We start from the raw sequence: 24,867 nt of genomic DNA on the forward strand, positions 1-24,867 counted from the left end.
AAGGACAAAAATTATGATTTCTCAAATTTTCATCAATTGGAAAGATAAAAAAACACAATACTTCCTCATATCTTTTATCATTGCCTTAAGTTTATACGCAACAATAAACCATGATCATAAAGCATCTCTCTTTCCTCACTTTATTTCAGTTGCAAAAGCACAAGAAACAAACACCAACAAAATAAAAGCAGAAAAGATAATAGCGATCAAAAAAGAAGCCAAAGGCTCTTTTAAGCACATCCGATTTGCTGACACATTTTATAATGTAAGCCAATTTTCCTTTAAAGATATTCAGGGAAAAGACCATAAATTCTCTGAATTTACTGGAAAACCACTGCTTATTAATTTGTGGGCAATTTGGTGTGCTCCTTGTCGTGTAGAAATGCCAGAATTGGCACAATTAAAACACGATATGAAGGGAGAAAATTTTGATGTCATAGCCATTAATATTGATAAAGTCGCTTCTCCTGAAAAAATTCAACAATTTTTACGTGAAGTGTATGCTGATAATTTGACCTATTACCGCGACGAAAAAATGAACATTTTTACCGATATCCGCAAACAAGGACTAGCTTTAGGGCTACCCATTACACTCCTGGTTGATCAAGATGGTGACCTCATTGCTTCATTTAATGGTATAGCTCCATGGGCCAATAATGATGCTAAAGCACTCATAAAAGCTATCATTAAAGAAACAAAATAACGCTTTTAATGACCACAAATAACGACACCTCACAAAACGACTCCAAGGCAGAAATAATCTTTGATAACAAAAAGAGTAAAATCCATTTGCAAATTGCCTCATCTCTATAAACCTCCTATCAGAATACCTATCATTAAAGTTTAGTCGATTGAGCTTGCTAAATAAAAACATGCACTACTGGTGTAAAGTAAACTTCACTGTGCTATTCCCATCCGCATTATCCACCCAAGAGCTGTGATTTGTTTTCAAAATACATCTCTCCCCTCATACCTATAATTTGCATTCCAAACCTTGTACCGTTAACCCCTATAGAAACAATCCTTTTTTTTAAATTAAGTGTTTCATTGAGAAAAAACAAAAGAAAGCCATAATATATATTTGAAACTGATAATGGCACATAATACGATTAACTTTGGCTTTAAGCACAAGCATCCTTATCAATCACTAAACAGCAATAGTAGAATGCACACCCTTTTATTCTTTAATTGCCTTAAATAAAAAATCTTTTTATGGATCTGAATGTTGTAAACGAGTACGATAAAACATAATTGCTGCGTTTATTTCACCTCCCAAAATAAAAATCGCACTCAACATATAAAGAAAAATAATAGCAATCATAATAGATGCTAACCCGGCATAAGTGGATGCATAATTAAACATTGTTAAATAATGTGCAAAAGTAATTGATGCTGCACACCACAAAAACAGCGTTACTATAATTCCTGGTAAAATATCTATCAATTTCCTCCGCTTTGCTGGCAGCCATTTATGAACAATCAAAAGACTGATAAATAAAACAACCACCGCAATTGTGTAACGCCATAAACGAATAACACCAATATATTCAACAATAAAAGGAAAATGATTTCGTGTAATTTTTATCAGCAAAGGTGCTAAAACTAATAAAAAGCTGATAACACTAATACCGATTGTCCCAATGATCACAAAAAACAAACTTTGAAAACGACAAAAAAACAAACTTCGCTGATCAACAACACGATAAGCCTTATTTAAGGCAGCACGTAAAGCTTCTACCCCATTTGAAGCAAAATAAGCTGCCCCAACAAAAGAAAGTGTTAATACGCCTTTTCGCTGTGTTACCAAAACATTAACGATTTCTTTAGAAAAAGGTTCTGCAATTGCATCTGGCAATAAATGCATAAGCGCTTCAATTTTTTGCGGTGTATACGCAAAATCCCAAAAAAAACTGGCCAGAGACGCTCCAAAAATACAAAAAGGAAAAAATGCTAAAAGCCCTGAGAGTACGATATGACTTGCAAAAGCACTGCCATCATCACGTACATAATGACTTATTGCATTAATGAGAATACAATAACCATAGTATAACATATTTCTTATCAAATCTTCATACTCTTTGATGACTTTTCCCTTTTAAGTCTCTTTAAAACTTTATAAAAATGGTTACCTCATAAATGAAAGTTGTTCTCGTATAAAAACAGATACATTTTTAAAGATAACAATTATAGATAGCCAAATTTTAAAAAAACTATACTAAAATTGACAATGATAAATTAATAAATTTCACCGACATCTCAAATTGTTAAGATTACTGCTTAACTTCCATGTTATCATTGATAAAGAAGTACTTCTTCATATACCGTACCCCGAAATATTAAGTAACCTTGTATTTTATACTTAAATCATGTTTTACAATGACCTTTTTAATCTTGATGCAAATTTGGTAATTACTCAAAACAAACAATGCTTGCTAGTTTTACACGTAATACTATAATCTCATGATTAAAAACCTTTATGAATTATCGTTCTTTGTCTTTTGACAAAAAGATCACCATAAAGGAAAAACATATCTCATAAATTTACCAAGTCATAAAAACTCTTCAATACCGATATGGAGCCAATATTTTAAGAAGAAATGCGTTTTCGCACACTAACTGCCAATCCTAACAAAACTTGATGAACAATAGCTGCATCCAAAAATGGATTTTTACGGCTATCTAAAACAGCACACTGAATTTTTTCCATAGCATAAGCAATTTGTTCCAACCCCCAATATTTTAGGGCTTTTTCAACTATTTTTTCTCTACGAAAAAAAATCGGCGGCCGTGCTTGAGATATGACTGCAAAAGGAGCTTTCCCTTCAACTTCCACCTGATAGCGCAACAGCTGTAATTGTTGAAAATGCCTCTGCGCTGTACTCAAAACAAAAAAAAGTGTATTTTGCATAGTCGCATATCGATTAAAATGCGTTTCAAAACCCGCCACATCTCCCAGTAAAATAGCATCAATAACATCATCTTGAGAAAGAGCACCAGCCTCACTTACCACAGCCTTCACATCCTCAAGAGTAATTTGATCTTTCTTTAGAGCATAAAGACAAAGCTTTTCCAATTCACCACGCGAAACAAGACGGTCCGCCCCCAAACTTTCGTATAACCACTTGCGCGCCTCCAAAGAAAGAGTCATTTTAAAATTATTCAAAACCTCATCAATCACTCTATCAAGAGAACGGATATCATCCGTATAACAGGGTAAAGCCAGAGCTGTTGATGCCGTTTCAACAATATTACGCAACCCCACACCCTTTTTCAGATCCCCTGCTTCAATTAAAATGAAACATGCTTTTGGTGGTTCTTTAATTAAAAGCTTAAGAGCCGCAAGAAAACCTTTTTGATTTGCACCATTGGATATCCATATCAAACGATCACTGCCAAAAAGTGATAAAGTGTGTGCTTCATCCTGCAATCGTACGGGATCTTTATCAATCTCAGATGCATTGAGACGAATCGTAGAAAAAGGATCTTCTATTGCTACTTGCGTCAGCTTAGCAAAACGCTGTGCACGTTCACAAACAAGACCACGATCAGGACCGTAAATTAAAACAATAGGAAAAGAACGCGAAAAATGCGTTAGAAAATGGTCAACTTCATGCGCTTTTTTTATAGCCAAAATATCAATCCATTATAGTGTATCATTTCAAAAACTTTACCGTAAACTTTTTTAAAGCATGCCAATCATGCCAAAAATCCTAACATGCAGTTTACATTGCTTTTTAGTGCATGTCCAAAATCATTGTCCCACCAGACATTATATCTATACACTGATCTCTTACATTCAAAACTTGATATATAGAATGCATCATTATAATTGTGATTAATTTATTCTCTTTAATAATTTTTTCAGCTAAATGTATTACAAAACCAAATAGTTACTAGATCTAATTACTATTGCTTACTCAATAAACTATCCATACAATTATGAAAATACTCTGGAAACTCAAAACCTCATTGAGTACCTCTATTATTTGGCAAAAACTGCCGATTTTTATGATTTAAAATCGGATAAAACTTCAATGCTTTCCAAAGAATCACAAATATCAATTTTTTTCAATCGTCAAAAAACAACCATGACCAGCTAACCCAATTTGGAAAAATACAAACAACGCTACTAATTTTCTCATTTATTGATAGACAAAAGAATGTTTTGCTTAAACTCATAATCACTCAACCCTTCCACGAGAAAAATGTTTTCGTTAAAATATAAAGTAAAGTCAATTATCTAGCACTACTCGAATCACTAGTTGAATAATACTTTTTTAACCTTGAAAAATAAATTTCACTAACATGAAAATAAATTTCACTGAAACGTTATTTTTTTGTTGCAATTCAGACAAGGCTACGCCATACAAAAAGCGTTTGAGAATGTGTGAGCGGGTGTAGCTCAGGGGTAGAGCACAACCTTGCCAAGGTTGGGGTCGTGGGTTCGAATCCCATCGCCCGCTCCAATAAAATATATTTTACTTCTACTGAAATTCACTTTGTAATGCAAAGTAATGCAAAACACCTCTCCAAGTGATTTCTTATTTTTTGAGAATTGTTTCTTGATTTAAATATTTATAAAAATAATTAAGTAAATTTGATAATTAAGCAAAACACTTTATAATGATTTATATTATCCGGACATTTTAAGCTATATTTACTTAAATTATTGTATCAAATCAAATCTAATTCGATCGGTTATAAAAGGGGTACCGTCTGCGTAAAAAACATAAGACTATCTTACGCATTTAATGTAGTCACAACTAACTACCACATTTAATTTAGGTTTTTATTTTTAATAAAAACTCTAAATTTCTTTGGATTCCAATCTGATAAAAGATCAAGATCAACTAATAGATAAAACTTATTGAGAAAAGTCTGCTTCTAATAACGTGTGATATTATTAGCCTCTTGCTTTATAGTTTAAAATACCTAAAAATTAAGTATATCATAATGACGATATTTTCCACACATAGAGTGTTACAACTAAAGTCTCAGTAAATATAAATAAAATATGGTACTTATCTTTCGTTCTCTTCTCTTTACGTTTGCTTTTTATACAACCACTTTTGTGCAAATGATTCTTTATGCCCCCTTTTATTTTTTAATGCCCCGCAAAAAAGCGTGGATTGTTCCTAAAACATGGGCACGTGTTACATTATTTTTACAAAAATATATTGTTGGAACACACTATGAAATTGAAGGCGTAGAAAACCTACTAAAAGGCGCATATATTATTGCTATAAAACATCAATCTGCGTGGGAAACTTTTAGCCTTGTGCCTTATTTTGATGATCCTGCCCTTATTTTAAAACGTGAACTGATGTGGATTCCTTTTTTCGGCTGGTATATGGCCAAAACACAAGTTATCCCAATTAACCGAGCAACCCCTATTCAAACTCTCAAAATCATCATACAAAAAGCAAAACAAAAAGCAAAACAAGGGCGCCAAATCCTAATCTTCCCCGAAGGAACACGCCGACAACCCGGTCAAGAACCAGATTACAAACCAGGTATTACTGCTCTTTACAACGAATTGAAGCTCCAAGTTGTACCCATTGCCCACAACGCTGGTTTATATTGGCCACGTAATAATTTTCGCCGCTATCCAGGAACAATTCGTGTGCGTATTCTCCCTCCTATCGAAATCGGTTTAAGTAAACGTGATTTTTTAGATCAACTAATCGAAAAAACAGAAAAAACTTGTGATGAATTGCTCTTATTGGCCGCTCAAGATCCCACTCCCCCACCTATGCCGCCCTTTGCTGTTAAAAGACTTCAAACGCTTGGCCATCATTGGAAGGGACCCATACGTAACTAAATGTTCCTTTCTTTACCTTATACATTCAAATCTATTGTATTCTAAGCTAAAACAATTTCAAGTTACTTAAACTGAACAATAATTGGACTTAAATTGTATGTGTCAACTTTTATACAGACTCTGTTTATCTTTCATTTTAAGTATGACAAGTACTTTGACTCTAGCCTATCCCTTTATTTCTGTTGACGCTACAACTGGACGAATATTAGAACATAATCAAGCTTTTGAACGATGGTACCCTGCTTCTCTAACAAAATTAATGACCACCTATGTCATTTTTCGTGCCATGAGCACAGGAGAAATTTCACCACAAAAACACATCACCATCAGCCAAAATGCAACACAAGCTTCTCCCTCTCACTCAGGTTATGAAGCAGGTTCCATCCTTACACTTGAGACAGCCTTAAGCATCACTTTAGTTAAATCAACCAATGATTTGGCCATTGCCTTAAGTGAAGCTGTTTCTGGTTCTCAAGAAGCTTTTGTGCAACAAATGAATGTTCAAGCCCAACGTTTAGGCATGTTTGGAACTCATTTTGCCAATGCAAGTGGCCTGCCACATCCAGATAATTATACCACAGCACGTGATATTGCTCTTCTTGCTGTTCAAATCCGTCGAGAATTTCCCCAATATGCTCATTATTTTTCTATTCCAGCTATTGATTTTGGTGATGGACGAAAAATCAAATTGAACTCAAATAACCTCATTAACCGTTTTAACGGAATAGATGGCATGAAAACTGGTTTTACTTGTGCTTCTGGTTTCAATCTTGTCGCTTCAGCAACCCGCAATAAACGCACGATTATCGCTGTTGTTTTAGGGGCAGATAACATTAATGCAAGAGAAGGAAAAGCAGCACATTTGCTTGAAACAGGTTTTTCTCTTCAAGGCTCTCCACAAGCAACATTAGCCACCTTAAAGCCTTATGGCACTAAAATGACGAAAATCACTGATATGGAAGAACAAATATGCGATCCTGAAATTGTGAAAAAACGCCTAGAAGACACCTTCGATAAGAAAGGGAATATTATCCTTACCTCTCCTTTAATCAAAGCTTTACCTTCTTTCGTTCTTCCTTTGCCAGTACAACTCATTGCCATACCACAGACATATAAAACTAATACAAGAATACCGCGCAAAATCCCCATCCCGTATAAACGACCTACCTATATTCTATAATGATAATAATAAATGATTATCAATGATTCACGTGGAACATAGGAACATAGCCTATGTTTTCATTACCTTCATGATCAGTTTTTCAGATTTCCGGTAATTTTGCTTAAATTTTTTACTAAAGCATGATAATATTATCCATCGTAAAATGAATTTAGCAAAACGAATACTAACCATTTTTCTGGTTTTTAATAACTTATAAAAGGCACAGTATCTTTTATAATAAAATCCATATTTTATGGTTTTACCGCACTTAAATTTTCCTTGGTAAAACGATCGAAAACATAGCGTTTTCCGTAAACATCAATTTTTGAAAGCGCACGCCTGGTTTCAAAGAGATCATAACCTTTTTTGAGCATCATCCAAAATTGATAATGGGGATTATCACGATGACGCTCCATATTAGCATCGGTCATGCGAAAAGGAAAAGCGTGTAACTGAAATTCTTTTTGCCCACCTTTAAAAGCATCCCGTGCAAAAGCATAAATTTGTCCCATATTGCCATCATTCATTGCATAACAACCCACAGAAGTGCACCCCCCATGAACCATAAGATAACTACCTGTACGACCATGTGCTTGATCGTAAAGATTAGGAAAACCGATATTAAAAGAAAGATAATAACGCGAATAAGGATTCATTTGACTTGCGTTAATGGTATAAAAGCCTTCTGGTGTTTGATAATCTCCCTCTTTATATTTAGGCCCAAGTTTACCTGACCATTTGCAAATGTCATAACTTGCCACAAGTATAAAACGTCCGGTACGATCTTGTTTCCAAACTTCAGCTATATTTTCTTCCTTAAAAAAACGCATCATAATCGGTGCATATTGATCGACATTATGTGTAATCATTTTATGGTGAATTTCTTTTGGCAATGGCTGCTTAACTTTAGCTTGAATAGAGGGAGGTAATTTCTTTTGACACGCTGTCAATATCCCAATTGCCAATAAAAAAAACAATGAAAAATACCAATTTAATTTCATTGAAATAAAACTCTAATCTATAAAAAACCTCACACAAATCACTTCAATTAAGCCAAAGAACGGCCAATTTGAAGATATTTTTCCCAACGCTCTCGCCTTACAGTTTCACCATCCTTACCAGCCATAGAATGTAAAGCAACAGAAATAATATTACCTGTCGTTTCCATAACAGCTTCCTTTCCCCGATGTGCCCCTCCCAAAGGCTCAGGAATAATGCCATCAATAACCTTTAGCTTATAAAGATCTTGAGCAGTAATACGCATATTGGTTGCTGCATCTTTTGCACGAGTTGAATCACGCCATAAAATAGAAGCCGCCCCTTCTGGTGAAATAACCGAATAAATTGAATGCTCCAGCATATAAACTTTATTAGCTGCAGCAATCGCTATTGCCCCTCCAGAACCACCTTCTCCAATAATGACCGAAACAACAGGAACGCGTAGACGTAAAGTTGCCGCTATTGACTGTGCAATTGCCTCTGCCTGTCCACGTTCTTCAGCACTTACACCGGGATAAGCACCGGCTGTATCAACAAAAGTTAACAATGGCAAATCAAAACGATCAGCCATCTCCATAATCCGTACAGCTTTGCGATACCCCTCTGGGCGAGCAGAACCAAAATTATGACGTAAACGAGTTTGTGTATCATGACCTTTTTCTTGACCTATATAAGCAATCGCTTCACCCTTAAAGCGTGCAAAGCCGGCTTGAATAGCTTCATCCTCAGCAAATTTGCGATCACCTGCCAAAGGTGTAACATCACTCAATAAATATGCTGAATAATCCATAAAATGAGGTCGATTAGGATGGCGTGCTACTTGTGTTTTTTGCCACGGTGATAATTTTTTATAAAGATCGCGCAAAGCCATCTGAGAACGCATCTCAAGACGTGTAATCTCATCCTTCATATCAAGACTACCTTTTTCTTGAGCAATCTTTTTCAATTCAAGAATTTGCACATCTAGATCAGCAACAGGTTTTTCAAAATCAAGATAATTATACATTGTTCCTAATTTACTCGTGTACAACTTATATATCTATAATTTTTTTAAATATTTTTTAAAATATTATTTTTTCTTTACCCGGCCTTCTGCTGATCGGCAAGTGGGTGATGCTCATTAACCAAACAATACAGCCTTTCCTCCAATACATGTGTATAAATCTGGGTAGTAGAAATATCACAATGCCCCAATAAATGTTGAACAACACGTAAATCAGCACCATTTTGCAAAAGATGACTAGCAAAAGCGTGACGCAAAACATGGGGAGAAAAACTGCTGCTTTTCACTCCTGCTCTTTTAGCGAGGTCTTTTAACCCTCGTGCAACAAACTGGCGGGCGACATATCCTGTTGATGAGCGAGCAGGAAAAAGATAAAAGCTTGCCACATCCTTGCCCTGATCACGCAAAACTAACCACTGAGAAATAACTTGGCACGCTTTAACTGATAAGAGAACCATACGTTCTTTTTCTCCCTTACCACGAACAACAATAAATTGTTCCTTTCCGCGTACTGCTTGAACCGGAAGACTCACCAACTCACTAATGCGTAATCCTGTCGCATAAAGCATTTCAATTAATACCTGAAGACGCAACGCGCGCAGATGATTCTTCGATCCATAATCTGCTTGATCCACTTCTAGTTGCGCGCGATCAAGTAATTTTGTTACCATATCTTCACTCATAGTTTTTGGCAAAAGACGTCTTTGACGAGGCGTATCAATATCATGAGAAGGATCATCTGTTCTTAACCCTTCAGTATAAAGAAATTGATAAAACTGACGCAAAGTTGATAAACGACGTGCTTGTGAAGTAGCCGCAAAACCAGCAGTATGCATAAGCGACAAAAGATTGATTAAATCCTCTCTTTTTGCCGAAAAAAGTGAAACAGAGCGTAAACACAATTGGCCATGTGCCCATTGTAAATCATTTTGATAAGCAGAAAGTGTATGAGCACAAGCCCCTCGTTCAGCACTCATCATTTCAAGAAAACGATCTATCACAGCACTACTTTTCATGGATCTGCTTTCAAAAACACATTGCATAAATTAAAAGGAACATCGTTACGTATATTTTTTATTATGAATTCAACCTAAATTATAAACATTATCATAAGACTGAAAAATAGCCGATCATAATTGAAGAAACTCATCAAAATCGGGTTAATATTAGCATAAGAAAATAAACTATTCCAAAAACATTACCTAACTTACTATGCCTGACAAAGATTAACAGAAATTGATTTTAAAGCAGATAAATATCGAAATAAAATCATGAAAAATAAGCAGCAAAATATTCCAATAACACAAATAAAAAACCAATTATTATCAAGTCTTAATCAAAAAGCACTTGTATTTGTCGGTCTTATGGGTTCAGGAAAATCCGTTATTGGAAAACATGTCGCTACTATACTCAGTTTACCATTTTATGATTCTGATCAAGAAGTCGAAAAAGCTGCACAGATGACAATCGTCCAATTATTTGAAACGTATGGCGAATCAAAATTCCGCACTCTTGAACAGAAAATTATTCTAAACATCATTAAAAAAGGTCCTCTCATTTTAGCGACAGGTGGGGGTGCTTATATGAATGAAGACATCCGAAAAGCCATTCATCAAAATGGTATATCCATATGGCTTAAAGCAGATCTTCATGTCCTCATAGAGCGCATTTCAGGATGTTGTGCACGACCATTGCTTCAAACAGCAAATCCTAAGGAAACGATGCAAAAACTCATGGAACAACGCTACCCTATTTACGCACAAGCAAATTTAACAATTAACAATCATGAAGAACATTATCATGTAGTAGCATATAATGTAATACAGGCTGTACAACGCTATTTATCCATAAAATAACGATAGAGATAAAAGGCATGCAAACCAAAATTATTACTGTCAAACTGAATAAATATTGTTATGATATCGTTATCGGCTCAGGTTTAATTGCACAAGCAGTTTCAAAGATTAAGCATTATTTGCATCAAAAGAGTTCTCATCAAAAAATACGTTTAGCTATTGTTACAGATAAAAATGTTGCTGCTTTTCATTTGAACACATTGCAGACAAAATTAGCAGAAAATGAAATCTACACTGTCCCTATTATCGTAGAAGCAGGAGAACAATCAAAGTCGTTTCCAATTTTGCAAAATGTGATCGATAAAATTCTTGTCGCTCGTTTAGAAAGAAGCGATAGCGTTATTGCTTTGGGGGTGGTGTTATTGGTGATCTTGCAGGATTTGCGGCAAGTATTGTACGTCGAGGTATGCATTTGATTCAAATGCCTACAACACTTCTAGCACAAATTGATTCATCCGTTGGTGGAAAAACCGGAATCAATAGCCCGTATGGTAAAAATCTCATCGGTACTTTTTATCAACCTCAATGCGTTATTGCTGACACTGATGTTCTCAATACATTACCTTTACGTGAATTTCGCGCTGGTTACGCAGAAATGGTTAAATATGGCCTCATTAATCAGCCTCATTTTTTGAATGGCTTGAAAAAAACTGGCAAAAAGTCTTTTCCAAGGGTCCAATACAAATAGAAGCTATTGCTCGCTCATGTCAATTTAAAGCTGACATCATAACTCACGATGAATATGAAACAGGCCAACGCGCATTGCTAAATCTTGGTCATACATTTGGACATATGCTTGAAACAGCAACCACTTACGATTCAAACCGTTTAATCCATGGTGAAGCTGTAGCTATCGGAATAATTTTAGCCCACCAATTTTCTGAAAAATTAAATTTAATCAGCCCCACAGTGACACAGCGTATTGAAGCACATTTTCAAACCGTTGGTTTACCAACACAACTACAAGATATCCCCGGCAAACTTCCAGATGCCGAAACACTTATGACCTTTATTGCTCAAGATAAAAAAGTTTCGCAAAATAATTTAACTTTTATCCTAACACGTGGACTGGGCCAATCATTTATCGCTAAAAATGTTTCACCAAATGCAGTCCTGACCTTCCTGAAACAAAAATTAGGGAAACCTAATTAATTTCTATTTATTAATTGATTAATTTTTATACTTTAGTTAAAAGAACAAATGTGATTTGAGTCTGCGTAGCTCAGTAGGATAGAGCACAGGATTCCTAAATAAATTGGGCGCTTTGAGGAGAAATCCTTAAAGTGGATTTGCTCAAATTCGGGGAAAGCTTCACAGGAGACTGTATGCCAATCCCGAGCCAAGCCTGTTTAAAAGAAAACAAGGAAGGTGTAGAGACTGAACGGGCAGCATCTAAAAAGTGTATACTTCAAGGTGAAGAGACAGTCCAGACCACAAACAGCTTACAACAACAAAGACTGGCGATGAAAATCGAAGTGGTATGAATCCTGGGGTCGTGGGTTCGAATCCCGCCGTAGACACCATTTCATCAATTAAGGTTATCATTTATGAGTAAGAAGGAAGCGTCAATGAAAAAAATTCTACCTATTTTAGGACTTTTCGCTTTAGGAGCTTTTGTTATTTTTTATTTCTTGTTCAATAAAACTAATATTTTTTCCAGTTCTTTAGTCATTAAAATACCAAGCAATTCAAATCCCACTAAAGAAACAATTGCCTATCAATGTGGCACACAAACCAATAGAGAGCGCATTGAAGTTACTTATCTCAACGCTGGTAATATTTCGTTAGTCGATTTCACATGGAAAGGTGAACGTATTGTTGGAGCAAATGTAATTTCAGCTTCAGGTTCAAAATATGCGGGAGCCCAATATATCTGGTGGACAACTAAAAATGAAGCTGCACTTTATGACCTTATTAATGACCCCGATGAAGAAAAACCCATTATGTGTGAAGAAGAAAGAAATACAAACTAAAATAGATTTTATATTAAAAATCACACTGGTTTCAATGTGATGTTTTATCTTCCAATGTAGGCAGTTTTTCTTCTGTCTCATTTAACAAAAAGGTTGGCGGCTTTTGCAGCCAATCTTCTGAGTGGTCTCGGTGTGCTGCAGCCTGTGAGAGAAGCATAGTCGTAACAGGTATTGTTACAAGCGTAAAAATTGCTAACAAAGCTTCATGCACAACAAAATGACCATCTACAAATATCGCATAAAGGATTGAAGCAATAACAATACTTCCAGTTCCTAAACTTGCACCCAATGAAGGCATATGGAGACGCTCATAAAAGCAAGAAAAGCGCATAAGCCCCATTGCTCCAATAAGTGTAAGACCAGATCCCAGCACTAAAAAAATAGTAATAATAATGGCAATCCAAAGCGAAATGTCATCTTTCATTCAATAATTTCTCCACGCATCAGAAACTTTGCTAAAGCAACACTTGAGATAGGACCTAACAACCCAATCATAAGAGCAACATCAAAATAAATATTTGTCCCTGAACGAATATCAAATATAAGAAATAAAAGGACAGTCGTCATATAAAGAGTATCCAGCCCCACAACTCTATCCTGTGCTCTTGGACCATAGATTAATCGAAAAAACGCCAGAATCATCGCCAAACTTAAGAAAATCTGTGAGAGGAAAATTCCCCAATAAAGGATCACCATACTCATTAGAAAATCTCCAAAAGCAATTGCTCATATCGTTGTTTGATTAACTGTTGATAATCATTCCCATCTGTTAAATTGAAAACATGAACTAGAAGTTCACTATTTTTGCTATTATACGCAATCCAAACAGTACCTGGAATTGCCGAAAAAATACATGCTAAAATAGCTAAAGCCGTACGACTTTTAAGTACAAGAGGCACAACAATAAAACCAGAGCACTGCTTTTTATGTTTTTTTGTTAAAATCAACCAAGCCATCGTAATATTTGCACAAATAGAATCTACCAATACTCGAAAAACCAACCGAAAAACTGCATTCCAACTTTTAACTGTGATTTTTTCTGGTTCAAGCAGCTGCATCATCCAACCACCAAACAAAGAAATTATACTTCCTAAAAGGAATTGGCCCAAACTAAAACCGTTTAAAATAAGCCACATAAAAACAATCGCACCACTTAGAAAAGGATGAGGAAAAAAGCGCTTCATTGATTCCTCTCAGTGTTTTTGAGAGAAAAATCAAATAAAACACTCTCAATATAATTTTTAGGATCATGCAAAGTCTTAGCGGTTTCAGACATATAATGACTCACAGGGCTAGCTATAATTGTCATAATAAAACATAAAGAAAAAAGAACAGCGATAGGCGCAAATTCAATCACTTGTATACGTGGGACTTTGCTTTCAAAAGAAATCCAAAAAGTCCGAATGCCCATGCGTATCATTGCAACCAAAGTTGCAAAACCAGATAAAATAACAGAAACTATAAAAAACCAATCACGTAAAATTGGTACATAAGTAGAAAAATTTCCCTCATTTGCGTTTAAAACGGCTGTAAGCATCATAAATTTTGCAACAAAACCAGAAAAAGGAGGCAATCCAATAATCAAAATTGCACAGATACTAAAACAAGCCCCAAGAACAGCTAATGTTACCGGTAAATAAGTACCAATTTCATCTTCTTTTTCTTCTTCATCTTCACCATATAATTCCATCGTAACAGCCAAAACATTAGTAGCCATATCTCGACTGCGTTCAACCAATTCAACCAAAAGAAAAAAAGCTCCGAGCGCTAAAGTCGAAGAAACAATATAAAAAAGTATACCCGTAGTCAGTGCCACATTACCTGTTCCAATCGCCGTTAACACTGTACCAGAAGACACAAGAATACTGTAAGATGCCAAACGTCTTAAAACTTGGCTAGCTAATACTCCAATAACACCAAAAGTCAGCGTAGCAAGCCCACCATAAAATAAAACTGTATGACCAAAATGAGCTAAATATTCATTTTCAGAACCAAACCATAACAGCGTTAACCGCAAAATAACATAAATACCCACCTTGCTTAAAATCACAAAAGAAGCACCAACAGGTGCTGCTGCCGCACTATAAGCTGGTACCAACCAAAAATTAAGTGGCCACATACCGGCTTTAAGCAAAAACGCAATACCTAAAAATGCTGCACCTACTTTAAATAAAACAATATCCGCATCAGTTATATGTTTCATCTTGATAGCTAAATCAGCCATATTAAGCGTACCAACCACCCCATAAATGAGTGCCGCACCAATTAAGAAAAACAATGAAGCAACAAGGTTAATGACCACGTAATGCATACCTGCACGCACCCGTGATTGACCCAAACCGTGTAACGCAAGCCCATAAGAGGCGGTTAACATAACTTCAAAAAATACAAATAAATTAAATAAATCAGCCGTTAAGAAAGCACCATTTATCCCCACCATAAAAAATTGCATTAACGACTGAAAATGAGGGCCTGCTTTATACCAATAAGCTTGTGCAAAAATCAAACAAGCAGAAATCAATACATTTGAAAGTAAAAGCATCATAGCGCTTAAGCGGTCAAGAACCAAAACAATACCGAAAGGAGAAGGCCAATTTCCAAGCCGATATACATCTGAAGCTGGAGCTATTTCAAGAGTACGCACAAGCAAAACAATAGAAATAACAACCAATAAACCCGCAGAAAAAAGGCTAATACGTGATTTAAGTTGTGAACGACGTTCATCATAAAACAGAAGAATCGCTCCAGTGCTTAATGGCACAAGAATAGGTAAAATAAGTAAATGATGCAGCCAAATTTCTGTCATTTTACTTCATGTCCATCAACGTGGTCTGAATTTGTTAATCCGCGTGAAACCAAAAGGATGACTAAAAATAAAGCTGTCGTTGCAAAACCAATTACAATTGCGGTCAAAACTAAAGCCTGAGGTAAAGGATCAACATAATTTGCTGGATTAATCACAATAGAAGGGTCAACAATAGGCGCCGCATTATTACGTGGTCTGCTCATTGAGAATATAAAAAGATTAACCCCATAAGAAAGCAACGACAAACCAAGAATAACTTGAAAAGTTCGCGGACGCAAAAGAAGCCAAATGCCTGACCCAATAAAAATACCAATGCCTAAAGAAAGAACAACCTCCATTAACTTTCCTTTTTCTTTGCAATAAGTTTCTTACTAATTCGGTAAAAGCGAATTGATTGATGTGCAAGCGCAATTAAAATAAGAACGCTCGCTCCCAAAACCACAGAAAACACACCAAAATCAAACAACAAAACAGATGCTATCGGAATGTTTCCAACTAAAGGGAGATGAGTATATTGAAAAAACGATGTTAAAAAAGGATATCCAAAAAACCAAGAACTTGCCCCTGTTGCTACTGATAATAATAAGCCAAAACCAATCCAACGAACAGGTAAAACACGTAAATGGCTTTCCACCCAGCGAATATTAGTAGCAAGATACTGTAGAATAAATCCAACCGCTAAAGTAATACCACCAGCAAACCCACCTCCTGGAAAATCATGCCCACGCATTAATAAATAAACTGCAATAGCGATAATAACAGGAAAAAGCCAATGCATAATAACAGAAGGAATAGTTAAATAATCCGATAAAGTATCTCCAACTTCACGATCAGGTTGCGCTGTATCAAAAGCTGTTTGAATGCGTTGTTGAAAAGGTGCATCAACACTTTCAGGAGCAGGGCGAAAACGTCGTAAAAGAGCAAAAACAGTGAGCGAAACGATACCCAAAACAACAATTTCTCCCATTGTATCAAAGCCACGAAAATCAACCAACAACACATTCACAACATTGCGACCACCGGCGTCAGAATAAGCATGAGTAAGAAAAAAATCAGAAATTGTTATCCCTTGGGAACGCGTCATCATCGCAAATGATAACCACGCCATACCCGCTCCTCCCGCAAGCGCTATGATAAAATCGCTCATACGACGCAAACGCACACCAAAACCAACAGGCAGTGGAGCAGAATCATACAAACGCTTAGGCAACCACCGCAAACCAAGAAGTAAAAGAATTGCCGTTACAACTTCAACAACTAATTGTGTCAACGCCAAATCGGGCGCAGAAAGCCATAAAAAGGATGCACAAGTCATCAAACCAGCACCGCCTAAGAGCATTAATGACGCAAAACGATGAAACTTTGCATACAAAGCGACTAAAAGAGCACAACCCCCACCAATCAACCAAATAGCTATGAAAGGTAAATCAAGCGGAAAAAGCAATAACGGACCAGCTGAAATCAAACCATCATACCACAATAAAAAACCAACAAACGCAAAACAAACCAAAAGCACCCAATGCAATTGAACTTGTAAACGGCGTGTTGATAAAAAAACTTCTGCCGTACGTGTCCATTTCCAAGAAATTATCATGAGAATTCGTTTAAAAATACGCTGCCTCTTTAAATAACGAAAAAAAGGAGGACCTTCATCACAAGATAGAAAATAACGACGTCCTAAAATATAAAGCAGCACCCCTCCTGATAAAGCGATCAAACTCATCATCAAAGGAGTATTAAAGCCGTGCCAAATAGCCAAATTATAAGAAACTGTCGCAGGCCCTAAAACAGCCGTAACTGCATTATCCAAAATGAATCCCATTGTTAAACTGGGAAAAATACCAACTGCCAAACAAATAAAAACCAAAAATTCTATCGGAAAGCGCATAAAACGTGGTGGTTCATGTGGTATTTTGGGTAAATTGACAGGTTTCGGCCCAAAAAAGACACCATGAATAAAACGTACAGAATAGGTCACGCTAAACAGGCTGGCAAGTGTTGCCACATAAGGTGCAATCCAATCCAACCACGATTCCATATGCGTTTCAACTGCTTGCGCAAAAAACATTTCTTTTGATAAAAAACCATTCAATAAAGGGACACCCGCCATTGCCGCACCCGCAACTAAAGCAAGAGTTCCTGTAATAGGCATATAACGAAAAAGACCTGTTAATTTGCGTATATCACGCGTTCCTGTTTCATGATCAACAATACCAGCTGCCATAAATAAAGACGCTTTAAAGGTAGCATGATTAACAATATGAAAAATTGCCGCAACACATGCAAGTGGACTGCTAAGACTTAAAAGTGTCGTAATTAAACCAAGATGACTAATGGTTGAATAAGCAAGAAGACCTTTCAAATCCTGCTGAAATATTGAAAAATAAGCCCCAAGAAGCAATGTCGTGAGTCCTGCAAAACCTATTAGAAAAAACCAAGATTCTGTTCCCGATAAAACTGGCCACAAACGAATAAGCAAAAATAACCCAGCTTTTACCATTGTTGCCGAATGCAAATAAGATGATACAGGTGTTGGAGCAGCCATGGCGTTTGGCAGCCAAAAATGAAAGGGAAACTGTGCACTCTTTGTTAATCCTCCTAATAAAATACAAATAAGCACGAGTGTATAAAGAGAATTCGACCGGATGAGATCTCCAGATTGCAATACCTCATCCAAATCAAAACTGCCAACAATATGACCAATAAGCAAAACTCCCAAAAGTAGCGCAAAACCTCCAAAACCCGTAACTATTAAAGCCATACGAGCCCCATCACGCGCACTAGCATTATGATACCAATAACCAATCAATAAAAAGGAAAAAATACTGGTCAATTCCCAGAAAATGACTAAAAATATGAGATTTCCTGACAAGATCACCCCTGTCATTGACCCCATGAAAGCTAGAAAAAAGAAAAAAACCGCGGAACCGGATCTGCCGGGTTCATATAGTAACGGGCATAAACAACAACAAGCAGGCCTATCCCTGTAATTAAAAGGCAAAAAAGCCACGATAAACCATCCATGCGTAGAGTTAAATTAACACCCCACTCAGGTAACCAAAAAATATCTAAACGTACTACATGATTTCCATAAAGCGTCGGGTAAAGTATCAGTGTGAAAAGAAGACTTAAAAACGCTATCGCCCCAGCAAACCATGCTTCGTTATTTTGGCAGTTGAACCAAAAAAACCGATAATAGCGCTACCACCAAGGGGAAGCAAAACTAGCAATATCAACATTGCTTCCCGTATTGTCATTATCCAAGCTCCACCCTATCTTCAACACTTAATTGGTAAAATAAAAACTCCTTTATTTCACAACTATGATAATAAAATTTAAATAAAATTTAAAAAATGTCGCAAATTTTTTAGAAAATAACTGCTTTTCGAAAGAAAACCATACACAACACATCATGTTAGAGTCTTGCGACTTTTAAAAAACACTTATTTACAAAGCTGATGACACAATAAAATTGAATAATTATGATTATCTGGATCATAAATGATCAAAACAAAATCATATACATCTTAAAGGGCGTAGTCTTCTTTTCTAAAGATAGTTCATAAATCTTTCTTTGAATTAATAATGCCTTTAATAGCCGTCTATCTAACATATGAATGTGCAAACACAACAAATATCATTGCCGAAATATTATCACTTATCACTACATTTACAATAACAACACTGATAATGATGATAATCTTAAAACTTTTGAGCTCCTAACATCTTGTAACTGTTAAAATCTCTAAAGAAAAACAGCTGATGGAACTTTTTCATTTCAATACCATTTTTATGCTAAATCTCCGGCATTTTCTGTTATTATGAAAACATTTCCTACAGATATAGAAGTTTAAAAATAGTACAAATTTTTAAATCGGTGCATATAGCACAAATCTCAAAATAACTTAAAACAAAATAAGATAACAGATAGTCTTTTTATAACTAGATACAGTAGATTTTCCTTCATGATACTTTTTCCCTTGAGACATCCTATTTCTATAAGTACTAAACATCGATAGAAATAATAAGATTCTTCAAAAGAGAATGGATGAGCAATGATTAAAACCCCTTATTATCTTATAGATAAATCCAAACTCATAAAGAATATGGAAATTATTGCTCGTTTACGAGAAATGTCGGGAATAAAAGTCTTGCTGGCTTTGAAATGTTTTGCAACATGGAGCGTGTTTGATTTCATGTCTGAATATATGGATGGAAGTACCTCATCATCTCTTTATGAATTACGCTTAGGAAAAGAAAAATTTGGAAAAGAAACCCACGCCTATTCAGTTGCTTGGGCAGATAATGAAATTGATGAAGTATGTACTTATGCAGACAAAATTATTTTTAATTCAATTCAACAACTTCAACGTTTTGCGAGCACTACCAAAACTATTCAACGAGGATTAAGGCTAAATCCAGGGATTAGTGTATCAAATTTTGATCTCGCAAATCCCTCTCGCCCTTTTAGTCGTTTGGGTGAAACCAACCAAAGTGCGATCGAAGAAGTCTTACCCCTTATAAATGGTTTAATGATCCACAATAATTGTGAAAATGCTGATTTTAATCTCTTCAATCAAATACTTAACCGTATTGAAGAAAAATTTAAAAAACTTTTCATCGCTGTTGACTGGATTAGCCTTGGTGGTGGAATTCATTTTACTGCTGATAATTATCCTCTAGAAGCTCTTGCAGAACGTTTAAAACGTTTTTCTCAAACCTACAATGTAACTGTTTTTCTAGAACCAGGAGAAGCTGCTGTCACAAAAAGTACCACATTAGAAGTTAGTGTTCTTGATACATTGTATAATGAAAAAAATCTCGCTATTGTTGATAGTTCAATTGAAGCACATATGCTTGATCTTCTCATTTATCGTGAAAATGCCAAATTAGAACCAAATCAAGGACCACATGAAATCATGGTTTGCGGAAAATCTTGTCTTGCTGGCGATATTTTTGGAACATTCCAATTTCCTGAACTACTTAAAATAGGTGATAGATTGTCTTTTCAAGACGCCGCAGGCTATACAATGGTTAAGAAAAACTGGTTTAATGGCGTTGCGATGCCTGCCATTGTTATCAAACAATGCAACGGAAATCTAACCATCCAACGCCAATTCAATTATAATGACTATAAAAACAGTCTTTCATAATCAAAACAACATACAAAAAACTATTATGCAGCGATATTAAAAAGGAGACAAACTACAATGAAAAAAAATGTTCTCATTATTGGTGCTGGCGGTGTTGCACAAGTTGTCGCGCATAAATGCGCCCAAAACAATGATATACTTGGAGAAATTCACATCGCTTCACGAACGCTCAAAAAATGTGAAGCAATAATTGCTTCCATTAAAGATAAAAAAGCAATGAAAGTAACAGGTATTCTTAAAAGCCATACGCTTAATGCAATGAACATCGAAGAAACTGTAAAGCTTATCCAGCAAACCAAATGTGAGATCGTCATCAATGTTGGTTCTCCTTTTTTGAATATGTCTGTTCTTTCAGCCTGTATCAAAACAAAATGCGCTTATATTGATACCGCGATTCATGAAGACCCTTTAAAAATTTGTGAAACACCACCTTGGTATAACAATTACGAATGGCCTAGACGTAAAGAATGTGAACAAGCTGGTATAACAGCTATTTTAGGCGCAGGTTTCGATCCTGGTGTCGTTAATGCTTATGCAGCGTTAACATATGATACCTACTTCGACACAATTTCTGATATTGATATTATTGATATTAACGCTGGAAAACATGGATGTTGGTTTGCAACTAATTTTGATCCAGAAATCAATTTTCGAGAATTTACAGGACAAGTATGGTCATGGCAAAATAAAAAGTGGGTTTCCAATCAAATGTTTGAAATCAACCATGAATGGGATTTACCGGTTGTTGGAAAACAAAAAGCTTACATGACAGGACATGATGAAATTCATTCATTATCTAAAAATCTCGATGTTCAAAATATCCGTTTTTGGATGGGTTTTAGTGAACTCTATATTACTGTTTTTACCGTTTTAAAAAATCTTGGACTTTTATCAGAACAAATTATTAAAACAGCAGAAGGTCAAGAAGTTGTTCCTTTGAAAGTCGTAAAAGCTGTTTTACCTGATCCAGCTTCTCTAGCGCCAAACTATACAGGGAAAACCTGTATTGGAAATTTCATTAAAGGTATAAAAAACGGAAATCCGAGAGAAGTTTTTATCTATAATATAGCCGATCATAAACAAGCTTTTAATGAAACAGGCGCACAAGGAATTTCCTATACAGCCGGTGTACCTGCAGCAGCTGCTGCCATTCTTATCGCCACAGGAACATGGGATGTGAAAACCATGGTTAATGTAGAAGAATTACCACCACTCCCCTTTCTTAAACAGCTTGATCATATGGGGCTTCCAACTTGTATAAGAGAAAAACAAGAAGATAAACAATTACAATTTTAATCCATCAATACACTAAAAACATAAAAAAACCGTCCCTTTTTAGAGAGGCGGTTTTAACAAAACACAGGATATAGATTAATCTTTAAAACAGACGTTTCTTTTAAGAAACATCACAAAACTCTTTTAAAAATTTTTTTAAGTATGAAATGGCTTAGAAAATGTTGCTAAAGCCGCTTCCCGTACCGCTTCCGATAAAGTGGGGTGTGCATGGCAACAACGGCTTAAATCTTCTGATGAACCACCAAATTCCATTAACACCGCAATTTCATGAATCATCTCACCTGCACCAAATCCGAGAATGTGTCCACCCAATACCCGGTCTGTCTTTTTATCAGCAAGAATCTTAACAAAACCATCACTTTTTTGCATCGCGCGTGCACGTCCATTAGCCATAAAAGGAAATTTTCCAACATTATAGTCAATTCCGGCAGCCTTAAGCTCTTCTTCTGTCTTACCTACACTGGCAATTTCTGGCTGCGTATAAACAACACCGGGAATAACATCAAAATTAACATGACCTTTTTGACCAGCCAAAATCTCAGCCACAGCAATGCCTTCTTCCTCAGCTTTATGTGCTAACATCGGACCTTTAATGACATCACCAATTGCATAAATTCCCGGAACATTGGTCTGCCAATGCTCATTAGTTATAACACAACCACGTCCATCTAATTGAACACCTACCTCTGCTAAACCAAGCCCTTCAACATATGGATGACGCCCAGTTGCAATCAAAACAACATCTGCTTCTAAAACCTCCTCTGTACCGCCTTTAACTGGCTCAAAAATTACCTTAACAGTTGATTTAGATTTAGTAACAGCTTTAACTTTCGCACCAAGCTTATATTCAATTCCTTGTTTTTCCATCAATTTTTGGAACTGACGCGAAATTTCACCATCCATTGATCCTAAAACTTTATCAAGAAATTCAACAACGGTAACCCTTGCACCCAAACGGCTCCACACTGAACCAAGTTCTGAACCAATAACACCTGCACCTACAACGACCATACGTGTTGGAACTTTTTCAAGTGCAAGTGCTCCTGTGGAAGATACAACAACCTTTTCATCAATTTCAACATTGACACCTGGAATACTCGAGCTATCTGAACCTGTAGCAATAACAATATTTTTTGTTGCAATTGTTTGTTGGCTACCATCTTTAGCGGTAATCTCAATTTGGCCTGCATTTAAAATTTTTGCTGTACCAAAAAAAGTATCAATTTTATTTTTCTTCATCAAAAAAGAAATACCACTCGTATTAGCTGTTATAACAGTTTCTTTATGCTTCATCATCTTTTTAAGATTAAGTTTAGGTTTGGAGACAGAAACACCAAGTTCTTCAAAACCATGCTGCGTTTCAGCAAACACCTCCGAAGCATGTAATAATGCCTTAGAAGGGATACAACCAACATTGAGACAGGTGCCACCCAATGTCGCACGTTTTTCAATAATCGCGACTTTAAGACCTAATTGTGCCGCTTTAATCGCTGCAACATAACCACCTGGGCCCGCCCCAATCACGACAACATCATAAGACATCCGTTTTTCCTTTCATCCCCAAAAACTGCACTTCTACAAATCAAGAACAAGACGTTCCGGATCTTCTAAACTTTCTTTGACACGTACAAGAAAAGTTACAGCCTCTTGCCCATCGACAATACGGTGATCATAAGAAAGCGCTAAATACATCATTGGACGGATTACAACTTGACCGCCAATAACCATTGCACGTTCTTTAATCGCATGCATTCCTAAAATACCAGACTGTGGCGCATTTAAAATTGGCGTCGACATTAATGATCCATAAACACCACCATTAGTAATAGTGAATGTTCCACCCTGCATATCAGAAACGGCCAATTTTCCCTCACGAGCAAGGCGCCCTAAACGGCCAATTTCTTTTTCAATCTCTGAAATCGACATTTGGTCTGCGTCACGAACCACCGGAACGACAAGCCCTTTATCTGTTCCAACCGCAATTCCAGCATTGACATAGTTTTTATAAACAATATCTGTCCCATCAATCTCAGCATTAATTGCAGGAAGCTCTTTTAATGCGTGGCAAACGGCTTTGGTAAAAAAACCCATAAAACCAAGCTTAACATTGTGTTTCTTTTCAAAAAGGTCTTTATAACGTTTACGCAAATCCATTACTGCAGACATATCAACTTCATTAAATGTCGTTAACATAGCTGCTGTATTTTGTGCATCCTTAAGACGACAAGCAATTGTTTGACGCAATTTCGTCATACGAACGCGCTCTTCACGCACTTCATTAGATGAAGAAACCAGCGTAGAAGCACCTGTTCCTGTTTTTTGCGTTAATGCATCAAGAACATCTCCCTTGAGAATCTGTCCACGCTTACCAGAACCTGAAACTTTATCTTTTTCAATATTATTTTCAGCCATCAACTTTGCTGCCGAAGGAGCAGGAGGCATTGCACTACCCAAAGAAGATGAAGCTGGTCCAGATGCTGCAATCGGACTTGGTGCAGAAAGAGAAGACGCAGACGATGACGAGGCATCAACAGCTCCCGCTTCAATCAACCCTAAAAGAGCATTCACTTCAACTGTGTCGCCCTCTTTTGCAAGAATTTCTGATAATCTCCCCGCAACAGGTGCAGGAACTTCAACCGTTACTTTATCAGTTTCCAACTCAACCAAAGGCTCATCTACAGCTACAGCTTCACCACACTGTTTAAACCATTTGCCAATTGTTGCTTCAGTAACCGATTCGCCCAAAGTAGGAACACGGATTTCACTAGCCATAATATTTTTCCATACGTCAGAGTAAT

19 protein-coding genes, 1 tRNA gene and 3 pseudogenes are annotated in these 24,867 nt (G+C 36.3%); 10 read left to right on the forward strand and 13 right to left on the reverse strand.

What is annotated here, in order from left to right:
- The first annotated feature begins 13 nt into the window (after nt 1–13).
- On the forward strand, nt 14–703 hold the full coding sequence (locus BWD162_RS06930; protein WP_078705980.1) for a TlpA disulfide reductase family protein: 690 nt from the start codon (nt 14–16) through the stop codon (nt 701–703).
- 507 nt (nt 704–1,210) lie between these two features.
- On the opposite strand, the gene BWD162_RS06940 is transcribed toward BWD162_RS06930, so the two are convergent.
- Together BWD162_RS06940 and holA are read right to left on the reverse strand one after the other, a co-directional pair.
- A complete protein-coding gene (locus BWD162_RS06940) occupies nt 1,211–2,053 on the reverse strand; it encodes a YihY/virulence factor BrkB family protein (RefSeq protein ID WP_442855930.1) in 843 nt (280 codons plus the stop codon).
- Nucleotides 2,054–2,587: 534 nt separating this feature from the next.
- On the reverse strand, nt 2,588–3,631 hold the full coding sequence (holA, locus tag BWD162_RS06945) for a DNA polymerase III subunit delta (RefSeq protein ID WP_078705983.1): 1,044 nt from the start codon (nt 3,629–3,631) through the stop codon (nt 2,588–2,590).
- A gap of 760 nt (nt 3,632–4,391) precedes the next feature.
- Between holA and BWD162_RS06950 the strand changes: the two genes are divergently transcribed.
- The 3 genes from BWD162_RS06950 (at nt 4,392) to BWD162_RS06960 (ending at nt 7,001) form a co-directional block, all read left to right on the forward strand.
- A tRNA-Gly gene (locus BWD162_RS06950) sits at nt 4,392–4,466 on the forward strand.
- Between the two features lie 548 nt (nt 4,467–5,014).
- Nucleotides 5,015–5,821: a lysophospholipid acyltransferase family protein gene (locus BWD162_RS06955; protein WP_078705984.1), complete on the forward strand. Its 807-nt coding sequence runs from the start codon at nt 5,015–5,017 to the stop codon at nt 5,819–5,821.
- A gap of 97 nt (nt 5,822–5,918) precedes the next feature.
- The gene (locus BWD162_RS06960; protein WP_078705985.1) at nt 5,919–7,001 is read left to right on the forward strand and encodes a D-alanyl-D-alanine carboxypeptidase family protein; all 1,083 of its coding nucleotides are present in this window, start codon (nt 5,919–5,921) and stop codon (nt 6,999–7,001) included.
- A 233-nt stretch (nt 7,002–7,234) separates the two neighbouring features.
- Here BWD162_RS06960 and BWD162_RS06965 read toward each other — a convergent pair whose 3' ends face one another.
- From BWD162_RS06965 to BWD162_RS06975, 3 genes are all read right to left on the reverse strand, one after another.
- Nucleotides 7,235–7,984, reverse strand: coding sequence for a L,D-transpeptidase family protein (locus BWD162_RS06965; RefSeq protein WP_078705986.1), 750 nt, complete (start codon nt 7,982–7,984; stop codon nt 7,235–7,237).
- Nucleotides 7,985–8,031: 47 nt separating this feature from the next.
- Nucleotides 8,032–8,988 (reverse strand): acetyl-CoA carboxylase carboxyltransferase subunit alpha, encoded by a 957-nt coding sequence (locus BWD162_RS06970; RefSeq protein ID WP_078705987.1) that lies wholly within the window; start codon nt 8,986–8,988, stop codon nt 8,032–8,034.
- A 74-nt stretch (nt 8,989–9,062) separates the two neighbouring features.
- Nucleotides 9,063–10,001 carry a site-specific tyrosine recombinase XerD gene (locus BWD162_RS06975; protein WP_078705988.1) on the reverse strand — a complete coding sequence of 313 codons (939 nt, stop codon included), beginning with the start codon at nt 9,999–10,001 and terminating at the stop codon, nt 9,063–9,065.
- Nucleotides 10,002–10,256: 255 nt separating this feature from the next.
- On the opposite strand from BWD162_RS06975, the pseudogene BWD162_RS06980 reads away from it, so the two are divergent.
- From BWD162_RS06980 to BWD162_RS06995, 4 genes and pseudogenes are all read left to right on the forward strand, one after another.
- Nucleotides 10,257–10,893: pseudogene (locus tag BWD162_RS06980) on the forward strand (shikimate kinase).
- Nucleotides 10,859–11,993 (forward strand): annotated as a pseudogene (gene aroB, locus BWD162_RS06985) (3-dehydroquinate synthase). The pseudogenes BWD162_RS06980 and aroB overlap by 35 nt, the downstream one beginning before the upstream one ends.
- A 131-nt stretch (nt 11,994–12,124) precedes the next feature.
- Nucleotides 12,125–12,325: a hypothetical protein gene (locus BWD162_RS06990; RefSeq protein ID WP_078705989.1), complete on the forward strand. Its 201-nt coding sequence runs from the start codon at nt 12,125–12,127 to the stop codon at nt 12,323–12,325.
- Between the two features lie 84 nt (nt 12,326–12,409).
- Nucleotides 12,410–12,814: an MliC family protein gene (locus BWD162_RS06995; protein WP_078705990.1), complete on the forward strand. Its 405-nt coding sequence runs from the start codon at nt 12,410–12,412 to the stop codon at nt 12,812–12,814.
- Nucleotides 12,815–12,845: 31 nt separating this feature from the next.
- On the opposite strand, the gene mnhG is transcribed toward BWD162_RS06995, so the two are convergent.
- From mnhG to BWD162_RS07025, 6 genes and pseudogenes are all read right to left on the reverse strand, one after another.
- Complete coding sequence (gene mnhG / locus BWD162_RS07000; protein WP_078705991.1) at nt 12,846–13,238, reverse strand: monovalent cation/H(+) antiporter subunit G; 393 nt, start codon at nt 13,236–13,238, stop codon at nt 12,846–12,848.
- Nucleotides 13,235–13,516 carry a K+/H+ antiporter subunit F gene (locus BWD162_RS07005; RefSeq protein WP_078705992.1) on the reverse strand — a complete coding sequence of 94 codons (282 nt, stop codon included), beginning with the start codon at nt 13,514–13,516 and terminating at the stop codon, nt 13,235–13,237. Before BWD162_RS07005 ends, mnhG begins: the two co-directional genes overlap by 4 nt.
- Nucleotides 13,516–13,998, reverse strand: coding sequence for a Na+/H+ antiporter subunit E (locus tag BWD162_RS07010; protein ID WP_078705993.1), 483 nt, complete (start codon nt 13,996–13,998; stop codon nt 13,516–13,518). Before BWD162_RS07010 ends, BWD162_RS07005 begins: the two co-directional genes overlap by 1 nt.
- Nucleotides 13,995–15,620 (reverse strand): monovalent cation/H+ antiporter subunit D, encoded by a 1,626-nt coding sequence (locus tag BWD162_RS07015; RefSeq protein WP_078705994.1) that lies wholly within the window; start codon nt 15,618–15,620, stop codon nt 13,995–13,997. The genes BWD162_RS07010 and BWD162_RS07015 overlap by 4 nt, the downstream gene beginning before the upstream one ends.
- Nucleotides 15,617–15,958: a Na+/H+ antiporter subunit C gene (locus tag BWD162_RS07020; RefSeq protein WP_078705995.1), complete on the reverse strand. Its 342-nt coding sequence runs from the start codon at nt 15,956–15,958 to the stop codon at nt 15,617–15,619. Before BWD162_RS07020 ends, BWD162_RS07015 begins: the two co-directional genes overlap by 4 nt.
- A pseudogene (locus BWD162_RS07025) lies at nt 15,958–18,877 on the reverse strand (monovalent cation/H+ antiporter subunit A). Before BWD162_RS07025 ends, BWD162_RS07020 begins: the two are co-directional and overlap by 1 nt.
- Before the next feature lie 798 nt (nt 18,878–19,675).
- On the opposite strand from BWD162_RS07025, the gene BWD162_RS07030 reads away from it, so the two are divergent.
- Together BWD162_RS07030 and BWD162_RS07035 are read left to right on the forward strand one after the other, a co-directional pair.
- Complete coding sequence (locus BWD162_RS07030; RefSeq protein ID WP_078705996.1) at nt 19,676–20,773, forward strand: carboxynorspermidine decarboxylase; 1,098 nt, start codon at nt 19,676–19,678, stop codon at nt 20,771–20,773.
- A 57-nt stretch (nt 20,774–20,830) separates the two neighbouring features.
- Nucleotides 20,831–22,069, forward strand: a complete 1,239-nt coding sequence (locus BWD162_RS07035; protein WP_078705997.1) for a saccharopine dehydrogenase family protein — start codon at nt 20,831–20,833, stop codon at nt 22,067–22,069.
- Nucleotides 22,070–22,204: 135 nt separating this feature from the next.
- Here BWD162_RS07035 and lpdA read toward each other — a convergent pair whose 3' ends face one another.
- Together lpdA and odhB are read right to left on the reverse strand one after the other, a co-directional pair.
- Nucleotides 22,205–23,611 carry a dihydrolipoyl dehydrogenase gene (lpdA, locus tag BWD162_RS07040; RefSeq protein WP_078705998.1) on the reverse strand — a complete coding sequence of 469 codons (1,407 nt, stop codon included), beginning with the start codon at nt 23,609–23,611 and terminating at the stop codon, nt 22,205–22,207.
- A gap of 33 nt (nt 23,612–23,644) precedes the next feature.
- Nucleotides 23,645–24,841 (reverse strand): 2-oxoglutarate dehydrogenase complex dihydrolipoyllysine-residue succinyltransferase, encoded by a 1,197-nt coding sequence (odhB, locus tag BWD162_RS07045; protein ID WP_078705999.1) that lies wholly within the window; start codon nt 24,839–24,841, stop codon nt 23,645–23,647.
- Nucleotides 24,842–24,867 lie beyond the last annotated feature (26 nt).

Source organism: Bartonella sp. WD16.2, assembly GCF_002022505.1.
Classification (GTDB): domain Bacteria; phylum Pseudomonadota; class Alphaproteobacteria; order Rhizobiales; family Rhizobiaceae; genus Bartonella.